We start from the raw sequence: 15970 nt of genomic DNA on the forward strand, positions 1-15970 counted from the left end.
ATGAAGATCACCAACATCCGCGTCACCCATGTCAACGTTCCGCTAGACGCCCCATTCTGGTGGACGGCCGGACTTTATGGCGGCGCCTCGAAGTCGATCATCGAGGTCGAGACGGACGAAGGGGTAGTCGGACTAGGCGAGGCGCCGTGGTGGCATTTCGGCGAGATGATCAAGGCCGAGATCGCGCCGGCGCTGATCGGCGCCGATCCGCTCGACATTGCCGACTGCGAGGCGCGCTGCGTGCCGCCCTGGCAGATTACCGCCAACACCGGCGAGAATGCCGCATCAGTGGCGTTCGGAGCCGTCGAGCTGGCGCTGTGGGACATCAGAGGCAAGGTCTTCGGCATGCCGCTCTACAAACTCCTCGGCGGCGCGGTGCGCAAGGACATTCCGTTTTCGGAATATTTTTCGTTTCGCGCCGCGCAGAATGGAGCGGGCGGCGAGATGACGTCCGAAGCGATCGTCGAGTACTGCCTAAAGATGCGCGAGGAGCATGGCTCGACCATCTTCGAGGGCAAGCTGATCATGGGCGATCCCGAGCTCGAGATCAGGACCGTGCGCATGCTGCGCGAGGCGCTTGGCGATAAGGCGCAGATCAAACTCGATTCCAACATGCAGTGGTCGCTGACCACGGCGCGCTGGGTGCTGCGCGAGATCGAGCCGTTCAACATCCGCAATTATGAGGATCCGGTCGCGACCTTCGAGGAGATGGCGGCGCTGCGCCAGCATTCGCGCATTCCGTTCTCCACGCACATCCCGGATCTCAGACGGGCCGTCGCGCTTGGCGCGCCGGATTACTTCGTCTGCAATTTCGCAGCACTCGGCGGCTTGTCGAAAACCCTGAAGTTCATTGCCGCCTGTGAGGCGATGGGCAAGGGTTTTTGGTGCTATTCCAACGACCTCGGCATCATGACATCAGCCTATCTGCATGTCGTGGCGGCGACGCCATGGATTACCGAAGCATCGCAATCGCTGTTTCGCTGGCAGATCGGCGACGTTATCAAGGACGGTCCGTTCCGGCAGGCGGGCAACACGGTGCGTGTGCCGGAGGGCAACGGATTGGGCGTTGAGCTTGATCCCTCTGCGATGAAGCGCTGGGCGGGGCACTTCGCCGAGCATGGGCCGATGGGCCATTTCAGCGACCCGAACAACCCTGGCCGCTACCGGCGGCTGCCGCTCAACTGATGCAACGTATTTTCCGTAGAAACTCAGGCTCAGCCGCGCCCGCGATAGGGCGCAACACCGGTGTCGGGCAGCCATGCGCCTTCCGGCGGCGCGCCGGTCTGCCAGAACACGTCGATCGGAATGCCGCCGCGCGGATACCAATAGCCGCCTATGCGCAACCACAGTGGTTTGGTCGCGGCGACAATGCGGCGGCCGATCATGACGGTGCACTCTTCATGGAAGGCGCCATGGTTGCGAAACGAGGTCATGAACAGCTTGAGCGACTTCGATTCCACCAGCAGCGTATCGGGCGCATAGTCGATGACGATATGGGCGAAGTCCGGCTGGCCGGTGACCGGGCAAAGCGACGTGAATTCCGGGCAGGTGAAGCGGACGATGGCCGGGGGCCCGTCGCCGCGCGAAAACGGCACGGTTTCCAGGACTGCCGCCTCAGGGCTCTGTGGCGTCTCGACGTTGGTGCCGAGCTGGGTAAGGTTTTTCGTATCGATCATGGGCGGGTTCCCTACTGCATGTCGCCCAAAGCCTGCCCACGGGCCAGACCCGAGGGTGCGCAGCGGTTTTGGACAACGAGCGTAAAAACAAAAATTTGCCGCTCTTTAGCACAATTTGAAACAGTAGGAAGACGATGACCACCAACGATCCGCTTCTCCGGCCCTATCAGCTCAAACATCTGACGCTGAAGAACCGGGTCATGTCGACCAGCCATGAGCCGGCCTATTCCGAGGACGGTATGCCGAAGCAACGTTACCGGCTCTACCACGCCGAAAAAGCCAAGGGCGGCATGGCGCTGACCATGACCGCCGGTTCGGCGATCGTCTCGCGCGACAGCCCGGCCGCCTTCGGCAACCTGCATGTCTATGACGACCGCATCGTGCCGTGGCTCACCGAACTCGCCGATGCCTGCCACGAGCATGACTGCAAGGTGATGATCCAGATCACCCATCTCGGCCGCCGCACCGGCTGGAACAAGGCCGACTGGCTTCCGGTGCTGTCCGCCTCGCCGGTGCGCGAGCCGGCGCACCGCGCCTTCCCAAAGACCATCGAGGACTGGGATATAGAGCGCATCGTCGCTGACTACGCCGCCGCCGCCCAGCGCTGCCAGGCCGCCGGCCTCGACGGCATCGAGTTCGAGGCCTATGGCCACCTGATGGACGGCTTCTGGTCGCCCGCCACCAACCAGCGCGACGACGATTTCGGCGGCTCGCTAGACAACCGCTTGCGCTTCACCGGCATGGTGCTCGACGCGGTGCGGGCAGCGGTCGGCGACAAATTCGTCGTCGGCATTCGCATGGTCGCCGACGAGGATTTTGAGAAGGGCCTGTCGAAGCAGGAAGGCGTCGAGATCGCTAGGCGGCTGGCCGGCTCCGGCAAGGTCGATTTCCTCAACATCATCCGCGGCTCGATCGAAACCGATGCCGCGCTGACCAGGGTCATCCCGGTGACCGGCATGCGCTCGTCGCCGCATCTCGACTTCGCCGGTGAGGTCAGGGCGGCGACAAAATTCCCGACCTTCCATGCGGCGCGGATTGCCGATGTCGCCACCGCGCGTCACGCCATCGCCACCGGCAAGCTCGACATGGTCGGCATGACCCGCGCCCACATCGCCGATCCGCACATCGTTCGGAAAGTAATGGAGGGCCGCGAGCACGAGATCCGCCCTTGCGTCGGCGCCACTTACTGCCTCGACCGCATCTATGAAGGCGGCGAGGCGCTGTGCATCCACAACGCGGCAACCGGCCGGGAGGCCGATATCCCGCACATCATCCGCAGGACCGAGGGACCGAAGCGAAACGTGGTCGTCGTCGGCGCTGGGGCCGGCGGGCTGGAGGCGGCGCGTGTCGCTGCCGAGCGCGGGCACCAGGTCACGGTGCTGGAAGCGTCGAGCCAGGCCGGCGGCCAGGTGCGGCTGGCGACACAGAACCCGCGCCGCAAGGAACTGATCGGCATCATCGACTGGCGGCTGGCCGAACTCGACCGGCTCGGCGTCGAGATCCGCTATGACACCTGGGCGGAGAAGGACGATGTTCTGGCGCTGTCGCCCGACGTAGTGGTGATAGCCACCGGCGGCCTGCCCCAGAACCCGCCGCTGGCGGCGGGCGACAATCTCGTCACATCGAGCTGGGATATCATGGCCGGCAGCGTCAAGCCGGCCGAAAACGTGCTGCTCTATGACGACAATGGTGGCCATCAAGGCATGGGAGCCGCCGAGCTGATCGCGGGCAGCGGCGCAAGGCTGGAGCTTGTTTCGCCCGAACGCTTCTTCGCCCCGGAAATGGGCGGCATGAATCACGTGCCGTATATGCGCGCCTTCCAGGAGAAGGGCGTCACCATCACTATAAACACACGGCTGCGCTCGGTACGGCGCGAGGGCAATCAACTGGTTGCGGAGCTCGGCTCAGACTTCGCCGACGGCTGGCGCGGCGAGCGGCGGGTCGATCAGGTGGTGGTCGAGCACGGCACGCTGCCGCTCGATGACCTCTATCTCGCACTGAAACCGCTGTCGAAGAATGGCGGCGCGGTCGACTACGAGCGGCTGGTCAATGGCGGCGACATTTTTCCGGCGCGCAATCCGCAAGGCGGTTTCGTGCTCTTCCGCATCGGCGATGCGGTTGCATCTCGCAACATCCACGCAGCGATCTATGACGGCATCAGGTTCAGCCTGCGGATCTGAGGATCGCTTTGGATTGGTGGTCGCGTTGTAACGATTGTCCTGATGTTTCTGCTGGACACCAACATCATCTCAGCAATCGCTCCGGCCAAGAAGGCGGATCGGGCGGCGCTGGCAACGTGGCTCGACAAAGCCAGCGATTACCTGTTCCTGTCCGTTGTCACTGTATCCGAAATCGCCGCAGGGATAGCCAAGGCCCAGCGCGAGGGTGCGACGACAAAGGCGGCTTTGCTACGCAATTGGTGGCAAGCGGTCGAGCACCTTTACGGACAAAGGGTTCTTCCCTTCGATTTGCGCACCGCACATGCCGCCGGGTCTATTCTTGATCGGGCAAGGGCGCATCGGCCAGGGTTCGAACACATAGCGATCGCCGCTACGGCCGAGGTCCACGGTTTGACGATACTGACGGACAGCGAGCGTCATTTTGCACCGCTCGGGGTGCCGATGCTCAATCCGCTGAAGAATTTGCCACCATTGCGGGAGTCAGCGGCAGATCGGCCTTAGCCGGACTCACCCGTCAGGCCGCCATTTCCAAAGAGGCATGTCAGGGCTGGCGCCTTACGCCAACCTTCCCTGCAGCACCGTTAGCCTGGCTCTCTTCGGCGCCCGCGCGACCAGCCATTGGCGTGCCTTGTCCTGCGGCATCGGGAAGGCGATGGAATAGCCCTGCACCTGGTCGCAGCCGATCGCCATCAGCGAATCGAGCTCGGCCTCGGTTTCTGCGCCCTCGGCGATGATCGAGATGCCGAGGCCGCGGGCGAGTTCGGTGATGGCTCGCACGATCTTGGTGTTGTCGCCGTTCTCATTGATGTTCTGGACGAAGCGGCGATCGATCTTCAGCCGGTCGATCTCGTTCGGGTTGACGTGGCTGAGCGAGGCGTAGCCGGTGCCGAAATCGTCGAGTTCGAGATGAACACCGGCGGCGCGGATGTGCCGTAGCTTTGCTGCGATGCCGGTCTTCTCGTCGTCGAGAATCACGGATTCGACGATTTCCAGCGAAAGTCTTTGTGGCGGCAGGCCGGCCTTTTCCAGCGTATCGAAGAGGAAGGCGTCGAAATCGGGCTCGCGCAATTCGCTGCCGGATACGTTGACCGCGAGCCGTCCGAAGGCGACGCCGGCGCGGTTCCACTCGGCCGCCTCGCTGATTGCCTTGGCGATGACAATGCGGCCGATCGCAGGCATGAGTCCGCATTTCTCGGCGACGGGAATGAACTCGCCCGGTGTGATCATGCCGCGCTCGGCATGTTCCCAGCGAACCAGCGCCTCGATGCCGCCGATCGTACCGTTCGACAACGAAACCTGTGGCTGGAAATAGACCTGGAACGCCTTCTCCGCGATTGCGATCCTAATGTCATGCTCGAGCTGCTTGCGGTAATCGAGTTCATGCCGCAATTCCTCGGAGAAGAATGAGAGACTGCCACTCTGCTTCTTGGCGGAGTGGAGCGCGAGGTCGGCATGGACGAGCAGATCTTGCGCATTGTCGGCGTCGACCGGATAGACGGCGACGCCGGCGCTGGCGCCTGGAAGGATGGTCGTGCCCTGAAAGACGATCGGTTCGTTGATCTGCGTCAGCACGCGCCTGGCGACCATGTTGATGTCCTCGGTGCCGCCGGCACCATTGAGGATCATTACGAACTCGTCGCTGCCGAGACGCACGCAGAGATCCGATGCCCGGCAGGAATCGCGCATGCGCTGCGCCGTCACCACCAGCACATAGTCGCCGGCGGCGTGGCCAAGCGTGTCGTTGATCTGCTTGAACCGGTCGAGGTCGAGGTGGACCGCCGCAAGCCGCTCTCGCCGACGCTGTGCACCCTTGATCAGCGTATCGAAATGGTCGGTCAGGAAGGTGCGGTTGTGCAGGCCGGTAAGGCCGTCATGCACGGCGATGAAAGCCATGGAATTCCGGGCATCGATCAGTTCGTGTGTCTTGCGCAGGATGGCGTTCGACATCGGCCTGAAGATGAAAAGTGCCACCAGCACGATGACGCCGATGGTGGTGTAGAACAGCGTTCGATGGAGATCGAGAAGTGTTTCCGATCGCGCATCGGCATGGGCGCTGATGCGCTGGCCGAGTGCCGCATAGCCCGACAGGGTCGCATTGGCGATGGAAGCGTCGAGGTTGACGCGTTCGCCGCCGCCCTTGTAGCCGCCATTATCGGCCATGCCGAGTCGTGATTCGAACGCCGAAACCAGGCGTTGGGCGTTGGCGATAAGCCCGACCGAGAAGTAGTCGAGATGAAACGGCTTGGCGAAAAGCACGCTCTCGACTGATTTCGGATCGAACCTTGCCGGTGACGCCGGGTCGGCGACGACCCGCTCGAGCAGAAGGTCATAGTTCCTCTCGAACTCCGCCGTGGCCTGTTTGAATGCGGTGACCAGAGCCGGTTGTTGGTTGCGCGAAGCAGTACCTGCCGCGTTGGCAAGGAAGACAATGCGTTGCGACAGCGTCTTTTGCATGCCGACAATATCGAGCAGCGTATCGTCGTGCCGCTGGTCAGCCATCATCTGCTGGAGAAGGATGAAGGAGGCCATCACCATGGCTGCAATGATCAGCAGCGCCAGCCAATAGCCGGCCTTGATCAACAGTATAAGCCTGCCCGAAATGGTTTGCACCGGTTGCTGCGACATTTTCTGAGGCGGTCCCTCTCGCCGACAGATTGTTAGGTGTGAGAACCATTGGCTTGAAAGTGTTAACAGCTCTGGAAGTCGACAGAGCTGCGACAGCGGCAGCGGTGGAAAGCTCGCGAAATGGTTATCGCGTTCTTTCGCGCCGCAGCTGCATTTGAGCATCCGCCAGTTGGCGGCATTCTAGCCACATTCTGGTCACTGACCGTCGCATCACCGAAGCGGTCGCTTTTGCGGTGGATTTTTCGCCCGCGCGGGGCGACAGTCCATTCAATCTCAACAGGGCCTGATCATGAGTGCGGCATTCCTCTCCCATATCGATAGCGAGCTTCAAGGGCTGAAATCGGCCGGCCTCTACAAATCCGAGCGGGTGATCACCTCGACGCAGTCGGCCGAGATCGAGGTGGGTGGCGAAAAGGTGCTGAATTTCTGCGCCAACAATTATCTCGGCCTCGCAGACAGCGCCGAATTGCGCGACGCGGCCAAGCAGGCACTCGACCGCTATGGTTATGGCATGGCGTCGGTGCGCTTCATCTGCGGCACGCAGGAAGAGCACAAGCAGCTCGAGGCGACGATTTCTGGCTTCCTCGGCATGGAGGATACGATCCTCTACGGCTCGTGCTTCGATGCCAATGGCGGCCTGTTCGAGACGCTGCTCGGCGAGGAGGATGCGGTCATCTCCGACGCGCTGAACCACGCTTCGATCATCGACGGCGTGCGGCTGTCGAAGTCGAAGCGCTTCCGCTATGCCAACAACGACATGGCCGATCTGGAGGCGCGGCTGAAGGAGGCAAGGGATTGCCGTTTTCGGCTGATCGCCACCGATGGTGTATTTTCCATGGACGGCATCATCGCCAATCTGAAGGGCGTCTGCGATCTCGCCGAGAAGTACGATGCAATGGTAATGGTGGATGACAGCCATGCAGTCGGCTTCGTTGGCAGGAACGGCCGCGGCTCGGCCGAGCATTGCGGCGTTGAGGGCAGGGTGGATATCATCACCGGCACGCTCGGCAAGGCGCTGGGCGGCGCGTCGGGCGGCTACACATCGGGCAAGAGCCAAGTGGTCGACTGGTTGCGCCAGCGCTCGCGTCCCTATCTGTTTTCCAACACGCTGATGCCGGCGATTGCGAGCGCCTCGATCCGGGTTTTCGAACAGATCGGCAATGGCGATGCGCTGCGTCAGCGCCTCTATGCCAATGCGGCGCGCTTCCGGTCTGAAATGGGTAAGCTCGGCTTTACGCTTGCAGGCGCCGATCATCCGATCATCCCGGTCATGCTGGGCGATGCGACGCTGGCGCAGGAGATGGCGGCGCGCATGCTGAAGCGCGGCATCTATGTCATCGGCTTCTCGTTTCCGGTGGTGCCGAAGGGCCAGGCGCGCATCCGCACCCAAATGTCGGCCGCCCATTCCAGCGCCGACATCGATCGCGCGGTCGAGGCGTTCGGCGCGATCGGGCGCGAACTCGGTGTGATTTCCTGAACGGCCGGAACAGAAAAGCGATTTCGGATCATTCGGATCAAGAGATTCAAGGGACAAAAGAATGTCGAACATGATGAAGGCACTGGTCAAGGCCAAGGCCGAGCCGGGCATCTGGATGGAAGAGGTGCCGGTGCCGGAAATCGGCCCGAACGACGTTCTGATCAAGATCACGAAGACAGCGATCTGCGGTACCGACGTTCACATCTACAATTGGGACCAGTGGGCGCAAAAGACCGTGCCGGTGCCGATGGTGACCGGCCACGAGTTCGTCGGCACGGTCGCCGACTTCGGCGCGGCGGTCACCGAATACAAGATCGGCCAGCGTGTTTCGGGCGAAGGCCATATCGTCTGCGGCCATTGCCGCAACTGCAGGGCGGGCAGGGGGCATCTGTGCCGCAACACGCTCGGCGTCGGCGTCAACCGGCCGGGCGCCTTCGGCGAATATCTGGCGATCCCGCAGCACAATGTCGTGCCGATTCCCGACGACGTGCCCGACGAGATCGCCGCAATCTTCGATCCCCTAGGCAATGCCGTGCACACGGCATTGTCCTTCGATCTCGTCGGCGAGGACGTGCTGGTCACCGGCGCCGGGCCGATCGGCATCATGGGTGCTCTGGTGGCGCAGTGCGTTGGCGCGCGAAAAGTGGTCATTACCGACATCAACCCGGTGCGCCTGGCGCTGGCGAAAAAGCTCGGCGTCCAGCATGTGGTCGACGCGTCGAAGGAAAAGCTGCGCGATATCATGCCGGCGCTCGGCATGACCGAAGGTTTTGACGTCGGCCTCGAAATGTCTGGCGCCGCACCCGCCTTCCGCGACATGATCGACGCCATGAATAATGGCGGCAAGATCGCCATTCTAGGCATCGCGCCGACCGGCTTCGAGATCGACTGGAACAAGGTCATCTTCAAGATGCTGCATCTCAAGGGCATCTATGGCCGCGAGATGTTCGAGACCTGGTACAAGATGATCGCACTGGTGCAAGGCCCGCTCGACGTCACCGGCCTCATCACCCACCGCATCGGCATCGACGATTTCCAGACCGGATTCGACGCGATGCGCAGCGGCAATTCGGGCAAGGTGGTGATGGACTGGTGAGCGCCTAGTCCTTGCCCAGAGCCTCCTTGAGCGCACCCAATCCATTTGTGATCGCGGTGCGCTCGCCAGCGCTGAGCTTTGCCAGCAATTCCTGCTCGAACGCCTTTGCTAGCGGCACCATCTCGCGATAGGCGGCAAGGCCCGCCCCAGTCAGCATCAGGTGCTCGATTCGGCGGTCATTTTCATCCGGTTTTCGCGTGAGCCAGCGGCGCCGTTCGAGCTCGGCGACGGCGCGCGAAACCTTGGTCTTGTGCATCGCCGACTGTTCGCCGAGCGCCGTCGCGGTCATGCTGCCGTGCTGTCCTAGACCGGCCAGCGTGCGCCATTCGGGCCGCGTCAGGCCGTGGCGATCCTTGTAAATCCTTGAGAATTCGCGGCTGACGGCATCGGCGAGCCGGTAGAGCCGGTAGGGCAGGAAGCTTTCGAGTTCCAGGACGTCCATGATTTTGTATCCCGGCAGACACCGCGGTTGATAGTTACATTTTCGATGGTTACAAATGAAACCAATTACGTCAATGCCAGCGTGCCGCAACCGTTGGAGGCGAGGAGCGCTCTGTCAGTTTCCAGGGAGGATGCCATGGCCTATTCCTACATGCCGGGGTTCGGCAACGACTTCGAAACCGAAACCTTGCCTGGCTCGCTGCCGCAGGGGCGGAATTCGCCGCAGCGGCCGGCCTACGGTCTCTATGCCGAGCAGCTTTCCGGCTCGCCCTTCACCGCGCCGCGCGGCACCAACGAGCGCTCCTGGCTCTATCGCATCAGGCCGAGCGTCAGGCACACCGGCCGCTTCAAACCAGCGAACTATCCGCTGTGGAAGAGCGCGCCGAATGTCGGCGATCACGAACTGGCGCTCGGCCAATATCGCTGGAGCCCGGTGCCGATGCCGAAGGAGCCGACCGACTTCATTGCCGGCATCCGCAGCATCACCACCGCTGGCGACGTGCTCGGCCAGACCGGCATGGCGGCTCATGTCTATGTCGCCAACCGTTCGATGGTCGACGACCACTTCTTCAACGCCGACGGTGAGCTGCTGGTCGTGCCGCAGGTCGGCAGCCTGCGCTTCGTTACCGAAATGGGCGTCATCGAATTGCGACCGGGCGAGATCGCCGTGCTGCCGCGCGGCCTCGTGTTCAAGGTCGAACTGGTCGATGAAACAGTGCGCGGCTATGTCTGCGAGAATTACGGCGCCAAGCTGACGCTGCCGGATCGTGGCCCGATCGGCGCCAATTGCCTGGCCAATCCGCGCGATTTCAAGACGCCTTGCGCATGGTTCGAGGACAAGGAGACGCCTTGCCGGCTGATCGTGAAATGGTGCGGGCAGTTTCATGTCAGCGAACTCGATCATTCGCCGCTCGACGTGGTGGCGTGGCACGGCAATTACGCGCCCTATAAATATGATCTAGCGACCTTTTCGCCGGTCGGCGCGATCCTGTTCGACCATCCCGATCCATCGATCTTCACAGTGCTGACCGCGCCGAGCGGCGAGGAGGGCACCGCCAACATCGACTTCGTCATCTTCCCGCCGCGCTGGCTTGTGGCTGAAAACACGTTCCGCCCGCCTTGGTACCACCGCAACATCATGAGCGAGTTCATGGGCCTGATCCACGGCCAGTACGACGCCAAGGAGGAGGGCTTCGTTCCGGGCGGCATCAGCCTGCACAATCTGATGCTGGCCCACGGGCCTGACGCGTCTGGCTTCGAAAAGGCCTCGCGCGCTGAGCTGAAACCGGTCAAGCTGGACAACACCATGGCCTTCATGTTCGAGACCCGATTCCCGCAGATGCTGACCCGCTACGCCGCCGAGCTCGAAACCCGGCAGGACAATTACATCGACTGCTGGGCCGATCTGAAGAAGCGCTTCAACGGCACGCCGGAGGGCGACTGGTCTTGAGCGCTGATCCAACGCGGGATCGGCTGGTGCTGCTGGGCTCGAAGGGCGGCCCGGCACTTCGGCCGGGCGGACCGTGGCCGAGTTCATCGGTGTTGGAGATCGGCGGGCGCAACATCGTCGTCGATTGCGGGCTTGGCGTGACGCGCGGGCTGGCCGACTCCGGCATCAGCCTGAAGGCGCTAGACCTGGTCTTCATCACGCATCTGCATTCCGACCATGTGCTGGAACTCGGTCCGCTGGTCCACACCGCCTGGACGGCGGGTTTGGCGACACCGGTCACCGTGTTCGGCCCGCCCGGCACCGGCCATTACTGGCAGCGTTTTTGTCAGGCGATGGAATTCGACATCGAGACACGCATTGTCGACGAAGGCCGGCCTGATATCGAAGATATGGTTTCGATTATCGAATTCAGCGAAGGCCCGGTAATGGAGGAACGTGGCCTGAAGGTTTCGGCGCTGCGCGTCGACCATCCGCCGGTGACCGACTGCTTCGCGGTGCGCTTCGAGCATGCCGGACAAAGCGTGGTGTTCTCCGCCGATACGGCATTCTTTCCGCCATTGGCCGATTTTGCCAAAGGCGCCGACATCCTCGTCCATGAAGCGATGCTGGAGGAGGGCATCGAGCGGCTCGTCGCGAAAACCGGAAACGGCGCGCGGCTCAGAGAGCATCTGCTCGCCAGCCACAGTCTTGCCGGGGAGGCGGGACAAATCGCGACCGATGCCGGGGTAGGCAGACTGGTGCTCAACCACCTCATTCCCGCCGACGATTCCGAGATCGGCGAGGCCGAATGGATCGTCGCGGTCAGGAAAACATGGGCCGGAGACTTGACGATCGCCCGCGACGGCCTTGTTGTGGAACTCAAGCATTGATCCCGAAAAGTGGGAACCGGTTTTCGGAAAAAGATCATGCTTAAAACAAGAATCTAAAGCGGCACCAAACCCGCAACTGGAGAGGAAACCGCATGAAGCTTGCCACATTGAAGGACGGGACGCGCGACGGAAAGTTGGTCGTCGTCTCGCGCGACCTGACGCGCTTTACCGATGCCTCGTTCCTCGTGAGGACGCTGCAGGCCGCGCTCGACGACTGGAGCCGCATCGCCCCGCATCTGGCGACAATAGCGGAATCGCTGGAGAATAATGCGGTGCCGTCAGCGCGTTTTCACGAGCATGATGCCCATTCGCCGTTGCCGCGCGCCTACCAATGGGCGGATGGTTCCGCCTATGTGAACCATGTCGAGCTGGTGCGGAAGGCGCGCGGCGCCGAGATGCCGGCAAGCTTCTGGACCGATCCGCTGATCTACCAAGGTGGTTCGGACAGTTTCCTCGCGCCGCGTGACCCGATCCGCGCGGTCGACGAGGCTCTTGGCGTCGACATGGAAGGGGAAGTCGCTGTCGTCGTCGACGATGTGCCGATGGGGGCAAGCCTCGATGAGGCAAGAGCCGCGATCCGGCTGGTCATGCTGGTCAATGACGTCACGCTGCGCTCCCTCACCGCGCCAGAGCTTGCCAAGGGTTTTGGCTTCTTCCAGTCGAAACCGTCCTCGGCTTTTTCGCCGGTCGCGGTAACGCCGGACGAACTCGGCGATGCCTGGGATGGCGGCAAGGTCAGCCTGCCGCTGCTGGTCGACCTCAACGGCAAGCCATTCGGCCGGGCTAACGCCGGCGTGGACATGACCTTCGATTTTCCGGCGCTGATCGCGCATGCCGCAAAAACCCGGCCGCTGGCCGCCGGGACGATCATCGGTTCGGGTACGGTCTCCAACAAGCTCGACGGCGAGCCGGGCAAGCCGGTCTCCGCGGGCGGCGCCGGCTATTCCTGCATTGCCGAGTTGCGCATGATCGAAACGATCGAGGCCGGCGAACCGACAACCCCGTTCCTGCGCTTTGGCGACACTGTGCGCATCGAGATGAAGGACAGGACCGGACATTCGATTTTTGGTGCGATTGAGCAGAAGGTCGAGAAATACGCAATTTGAAGCAATCCTATATCTAGCGTCATTCCGAAGCGCTGGCAGGATCAGGATGCCGTACACTGCTACTTATCTCTGGTTTGTGGGAATTTGTGGCATCGCTACTGCCTGGCTTCTAATTTCGGCAATCCGACTTTGCCATCAGGTTGAGGACCGATCTGAAAGACTCCGCAACTTCAGCAGCGTTGCGCGTCGGGCGAAGCTTATTTACGTCGCTTTGAACCGGGACGTTGCAAGCGATGTTGAAACGCAAGCGCTGCGGCGTGGCATGATCGCTCGTCTGCTAGCCATAGGTGCTATCGGTATTGCTGTGAACTTGATTGCCTGGGCTGGTTGGGCGAGTATGTGACGTGGACTTGCTGGACCATAATCGCCGCATGGCGCGCAACAATCTTTGGTCGAACGACCGGCTCTATCGCGCCGTGCTGGAGCTTAAGCCTGGTGAATTCGAAGCCGAGCGAACCAGCTTCTTTCCCTCGATCAAGGCAACGCTCAATCACATCCTGGCTGTCGATCATCTCTATCTCGATTTTCTCGAGCAGGGCGGCGTTGGCGCCGCGGCCCATGACGATTTCGTGCCGTTCGATGAACCACAAGCGCTGTTTGCCGCCCAGGCTGCATCCGACCGGCGGCTGATCGCCTTTTGCGATCGTCTGTTGCCAGACGATCTCGACCGCAGTGTCGTCACCGACCGGCGCGAGGACGGAAAAATACCGGAGCGGATCGGCGATCTGCTCGCCCACCTCTTCATCCACGACATCCACCATCGCGGCCAGGTGCACGCCATGCTGTCCGGCACGTCGGTGAAGCCGCCGCAGCTCGACGAGTTCTTCCTGGACTATGATCTGAAGCTCAGGAAAGAAGAGGTCGAGCGGCTGGGACTGTAAGCCACTCGACCGGCCGCTTACTCCGCTGCCTGCACCTTCAGCACGCCGCGCTTGATCTGGTCCTGCTCGATCGATTCGAACAGCGCGCGGAAATTGCCCTCGCCAAAGCCTTCGTCGCCCTTCCTCTGGATGAATTCGAAGAAGATCGGGCCGATTACGGTTTTTGAAAAGATCTGCAGCAGGATCTTGGTCGTGCCGCCGTCAACCACGCCTTCGCCGTCAATCAGGATGCCGTGCTTTTTCATCCGCTCGATCGGCTCGTCATGGTCGTGCACGCGGGCATGGGACATATCATAATAGGTTTCCGGCGGGCCCGGCATGAACTTCAGCCCGTTAGCTGCCAGTCTGTCGGTGGCGCCGTAGATCTCGTCCGTGCCGACGGCGATGTGCTGGATGCCTTCGCCATTATATTTCTTCAAATATTCGGCGATCTGGCTGGTGTCGTCCTTGGACTCGTTGAGCGGGATACGGATCTTGCCGCAGGGCGAAGTGATGGCGCGGCTGACCAGGCCGGTGATCTTGCCGTCGATGTCGAAGAAATGGATCTGCTTGAAGCCGAACAGGTCGCGATAGAAATCCCACCATTTGTCCATGTTGCCGCGATAGACATTGTGGGTGAGGTGGTCGAGATAGTAGAAGCCGACGCCTTCCGGCTTCGGGTCGCGTGCGCCAAGCCATTCGAACTCGGCATCGTAGGCCGAGCCCTTGTCGCCGTAGACCTCGATGAAATAAAGCAGCGAGCCGCCGATGCCTGATATCGCCGGCACGTCGAGCGTTTTATCGTTGCCTTCATAGGGCGTCGCACCCTTGGCGACGGCATGGTCGAACGCATGCTTGGCATCGACGACCCGCCAGGCCATGGAGGAAGCGCAGGGGCCGTGCTTGTCGACGAATTTCATCGCATGCGAGCCGGGTTCGGCATTGACGACATAGTTGATGTCGCCCTGCCGCCAGACGGTGATGTCCTTGGTGCGGTGATTGGCTACCGGCACATAGCCCATGCGGGTAAAAAGCTCGGCGAGCTTTTCCGGTTCGGGATGCGCGAACTCGACGAATTCGAAGCCGTCGGTGCCGGCGGGATTGGCCTTGCTGATCTTTGCGGGCGGTGCGTCGTGTGGGAAGGGGCCCATGGTATTGTCCTCCAAAGAGCTCTGTGGCCGAAAAGGGCCATTTTCCCATAATCATAGCGCGGAACGGGCGCATGGTGCTTGCATTCAAACGCTTTAAATGATCGAGTGATGCGCGAACTGTGCACGTATGGAGACGAATCCATGGATGACGCGCGCGTTGACCAGTTCGATCGCAAGATAATGGCTCTGTTGCAGGGCGACGCACGGCTGACCAACAACGATTTGTCGGAACGGGTGAACCTGTCGGCGTCGCAATGTTCGCGCCGCCGCCAGAGGCTGGAGGAGGACGGCTACATCAGGGGCTATCGCGCGGTGCTCGACCGCGACAAGCTCGGCTTCTCGCTGGTCAACGTCATCTCGGTGACGCTCGCCACCCACAACCGCGACAATGCGCAACGCTTCGGCGAATTGGTGGCGCGGCTGCCGGAAGTGCAGGAGGCACACGCGCTGACCGGCGAGATGGACTACATCCTGAAGGTGGTGACGCCGGACCTGAAGTCACTGTCGGAATTCGTCAACGGCGTGCTTCTGCCGCACGAATCAGTGCAGCACGTGAAGACGGCGATCGTGCTCGAAACGCTGAAGGAAACCGGCGCGCTGCCGATTTAGCCCTTCGACTGCTGGATCAGTCCGTAAAGATTGGTGCAGCGTGCGCCCGAACGGCAATAGGCGAACACCGGGCCTTCGAGTTCGTCGAGCGCCTCGGCCTGGTCCTCGACGTTTTCGGCCGTGATCTGGCCGCTGATCACCGGGATGTAGCGGAAGGCAAGCCCGGCTCCCTCCACTGCTGCCTTGACGGTGTCGGCCGATGGCTGGCCGGGTTGCTCGTCGTCGGGCCGGTTGCAGATCACGCTCTTGAAGCCGGCGTCCTTGATGGCGGCGACGTCCTCGGGCTGGATCTGGCCGGAGACCGAATAGTCCTCGCTGATCTGACGGTATTCCATGGCTCTGTCCTCGCAATCTGAATTTAGCGGCAGTCTTGCCACTCCCTGGCATGGGCTGCAATCCGCATCGGGGGAATTCTCTGCCAAATAGATAT

General features: G+C 61.7%; 15 protein-coding genes. 10 read left to right on the forward strand and 5 right to left on the reverse strand.

The features are described from left to right. A complete protein-coding gene (locus tag ACWUKX_RS22035) occupies positions 1-1185 on the forward strand; it encodes a mandelate racemase/muconate lactonizing enzyme family protein (RefSeq protein ID WP_456008950.1) in 1185 nt (394 codons plus the stop codon). 29 nt (positions 1186-1214) lie between these two features. Here ACWUKX_RS22035 and queF read toward each other — a convergent pair whose 3' ends face one another. Next, positions 1215-1676 carry a preQ(1) synthase gene (gene queF / locus ACWUKX_RS22040; RefSeq protein ID WP_456008951.1) on the reverse strand — a complete coding sequence of 154 codons (462 nt, stop codon included), beginning with the start codon at positions 1674-1676 and terminating at the stop codon, positions 1215-1217. 134 nt (positions 1677-1810) lie between these two features. Here queF and ACWUKX_RS22045 point away from each other — a divergent pair, with 134 nt between their 5' ends. Continuing rightward, positions 1811-3856: an oxidoreductase gene (locus ACWUKX_RS22045; RefSeq protein ID WP_456008953.1), complete on the forward strand. Its 2046-nt coding sequence runs from the start codon at positions 1811-1813 to the stop codon at positions 3854-3856. A 42-nt stretch (positions 3857-3898) separates the two neighbouring features. Then, positions 3899-4357: a PIN domain-containing protein gene (locus ACWUKX_RS22050; protein ID WP_456008954.1), complete on the forward strand. Its 459-nt coding sequence runs from the start codon at positions 3899-3901 to the stop codon at positions 4355-4357. Positions 4358-4411: 54 nt separating this feature from the next. On the opposite strand, the gene ACWUKX_RS22055 is transcribed toward ACWUKX_RS22050, so the two are convergent. Then, a complete protein-coding gene (locus ACWUKX_RS22055) occupies positions 4412-6481 on the reverse strand; it encodes a putative bifunctional diguanylate cyclase/phosphodiesterase (protein WP_456008956.1) in 2070 nt (689 codons plus the stop codon). 289 nt (positions 6482-6770) lie between these two features. On the opposite strand from ACWUKX_RS22055, the gene ACWUKX_RS22060 reads away from it, so the two are divergent. Both ACWUKX_RS22060 and tdh read left to right on the forward strand, forming a co-directional pair. Further along, positions 6771-7958 carry a glycine C-acetyltransferase gene (locus ACWUKX_RS22060; protein WP_456008958.1) on the forward strand — a complete coding sequence of 396 codons (1188 nt, stop codon included), beginning with the start codon at positions 6771-6773 and terminating at the stop codon, positions 7956-7958. A gap of 61 nt (positions 7959-8019) precedes the next feature. Further along, positions 8020-9054 carry an L-threonine 3-dehydrogenase gene (gene tdh, locus ACWUKX_RS22065; protein WP_456008960.1) on the forward strand — a complete coding sequence of 345 codons (1035 nt, stop codon included), beginning with the start codon at positions 8020-8022 and terminating at the stop codon, positions 9052-9054. A 4-nt stretch (positions 9055-9058) separates the two neighbouring features. On the opposite strand, the gene ACWUKX_RS22070 is transcribed toward tdh, so the two are convergent. Further along, the gene (locus ACWUKX_RS22070; protein ID WP_029354053.1) at positions 9059-9496 is read right to left on the reverse strand and encodes a MarR family winged helix-turn-helix transcriptional regulator; all 438 of its coding nucleotides are present in this window, start codon (positions 9494-9496) and stop codon (positions 9059-9061) included. Positions 9497-9631: 135 nt separating this feature from the next. On the opposite strand from ACWUKX_RS22070, the gene hmgA reads away from it, so the two are divergent. The 4 genes from hmgA to ACWUKX_RS22090 all read left to right on the forward strand — a co-directional run bounded on the left by hmgA (position 9632) and on the right by ACWUKX_RS22090 (position 13801). Continuing rightward, positions 9632-10945 (forward strand): homogentisate 1,2-dioxygenase, encoded by a 1314-nt coding sequence (hmgA, locus tag ACWUKX_RS22075; RefSeq protein WP_456008962.1) that lies wholly within the window; start codon positions 9632-9634, stop codon positions 10943-10945. Beyond that, complete coding sequence (locus tag ACWUKX_RS22080; RefSeq protein WP_456008964.1) at positions 10942-11814, forward strand: MBL fold metallo-hydrolase; 873 nt, start codon at positions 10942-10944, stop codon at positions 11812-11814. The genes hmgA and ACWUKX_RS22080 overlap by 4 nt, the downstream gene beginning before the upstream one ends. Positions 11815-11906: 92 nt before the next feature. Further along, on the forward strand, positions 11907-12920 hold the full coding sequence (locus ACWUKX_RS22085) for a fumarylacetoacetate hydrolase family protein (protein WP_456008965.1): 1014 nt from the start codon (positions 11907-11909) through the stop codon (positions 12918-12920). Positions 12921-13264: 344 nt separating this feature from the next. Further along, positions 13265-13801, forward strand: a complete 537-nt coding sequence (locus ACWUKX_RS22090) for a DinB family protein (RefSeq protein ID WP_456008966.1) — start codon at positions 13265-13267, stop codon at positions 13799-13801. A gap of 17 nt (positions 13802-13818) precedes the next feature. On the opposite strand, the gene hppD is transcribed toward ACWUKX_RS22090, so the two are convergent. Beyond that, on the reverse strand, positions 13819-14931 hold the full coding sequence (hppD, locus tag ACWUKX_RS22095) for a 4-hydroxyphenylpyruvate dioxygenase (protein WP_456008967.1): 1113 nt from the start codon (positions 14929-14931) through the stop codon (positions 13819-13821). Positions 14932-15072: 141 nt separating this feature from the next. Here hppD and ACWUKX_RS22100 point away from each other — a divergent pair, with 141 nt between their 5' ends. After that, the gene (locus ACWUKX_RS22100) at positions 15073-15540 is read left to right on the forward strand and encodes an Lrp/AsnC family transcriptional regulator (RefSeq protein WP_077372472.1); all 468 of its coding nucleotides are present in this window, start codon (positions 15073-15075) and stop codon (positions 15538-15540) included. On the opposite strand, the gene ACWUKX_RS22105 is transcribed toward ACWUKX_RS22100, so the two are convergent. Next, positions 15537-15875, reverse strand: coding sequence for a TIGR01244 family sulfur transferase (locus ACWUKX_RS22105; RefSeq protein ID WP_095521799.1), 339 nt, complete (start codon positions 15873-15875; stop codon positions 15537-15539). The genes ACWUKX_RS22100 and ACWUKX_RS22105 overlap by 4 nt on opposite strands. Positions 15876-15970: the final 95 nt, after the last annotated feature.

It is taken from the genome of Mesorhizobium sp. f-mel, from assembly GCF_053850215.1.

What these genes read in the sequence shown, in the direction of transcription:
- ACWUKX_RS22035 (WP_456008950.1), top strand. Translation starts at nt 1, where the DNA reads ATGAAGATCACCAACATCCGCGTCACCCATGTCAACGTTCCGCTAGAC.
- queF (WP_456008951.1), bottom strand. Translation starts at nt 1,676, where the DNA reads ATGATCGATACGAAAAACCTTACCCAGCTCGGCACCAACGTCGAGACG.
- ACWUKX_RS22045 (WP_456008953.1), top strand. Translation starts at nt 1,811, where the DNA reads ATGACCACCAACGATCCGCTTCTCCGGCCCTATCAGCTCAAACATCTG.
- ACWUKX_RS22050 (WP_456008954.1), top strand. Translation starts at nt 3,899, where the DNA reads ATGTTTCTGCTGGACACCAACATCATCTCAGCAATCGCTCCGGCCAAG.
- ACWUKX_RS22055 (WP_456008956.1), bottom strand. Translation starts at nt 6,481, where the DNA reads ATGTCGCAGCAACCGGTGCAAACCATTTCGGGCAGGCTTATACTGTTG.
- ACWUKX_RS22060 (WP_456008958.1), top strand. Translation starts at nt 6,771, where the DNA reads ATGAGTGCGGCATTCCTCTCCCATATCGATAGCGAGCTTCAAGGGCTG.
- tdh (WP_456008960.1), top strand. Translation starts at nt 8,020, where the DNA reads ATGTCGAACATGATGAAGGCACTGGTCAAGGCCAAGGCCGAGCCGGGC.
- ACWUKX_RS22070 (WP_029354053.1), bottom strand. Translation starts at nt 9,496, where the DNA reads ATGGACGTCCTGGAACTCGAAAGCTTCCTGCCCTACCGGCTCTACCGG.
- hmgA (WP_456008962.1), top strand. Translation starts at nt 9,632, where the DNA reads ATGGCCTATTCCTACATGCCGGGGTTCGGCAACGACTTCGAAACCGAA.
- ACWUKX_RS22085 (WP_456008965.1), top strand. Translation starts at nt 11,907, where the DNA reads ATGAAGCTTGCCACATTGAAGGACGGGACGCGCGACGGAAAGTTGGTC.
- hppD (WP_456008967.1), bottom strand. Translation starts at nt 14,931, where the DNA reads ATGGGCCCCTTCCCACACGACGCACCGCCCGCAAAGATCAGCAAGGCC.
- ACWUKX_RS22100 (WP_077372472.1), top strand. Translation starts at nt 15,073, where the DNA reads ATGGATGACGCGCGCGTTGACCAGTTCGATCGCAAGATAATGGCTCTG.
- ACWUKX_RS22105 (WP_095521799.1), bottom strand. Translation starts at nt 15,875, where the DNA reads ATGGAATACCGTCAGATCAGCGAGGACTATTCGGTCTCCGGCCAGATC.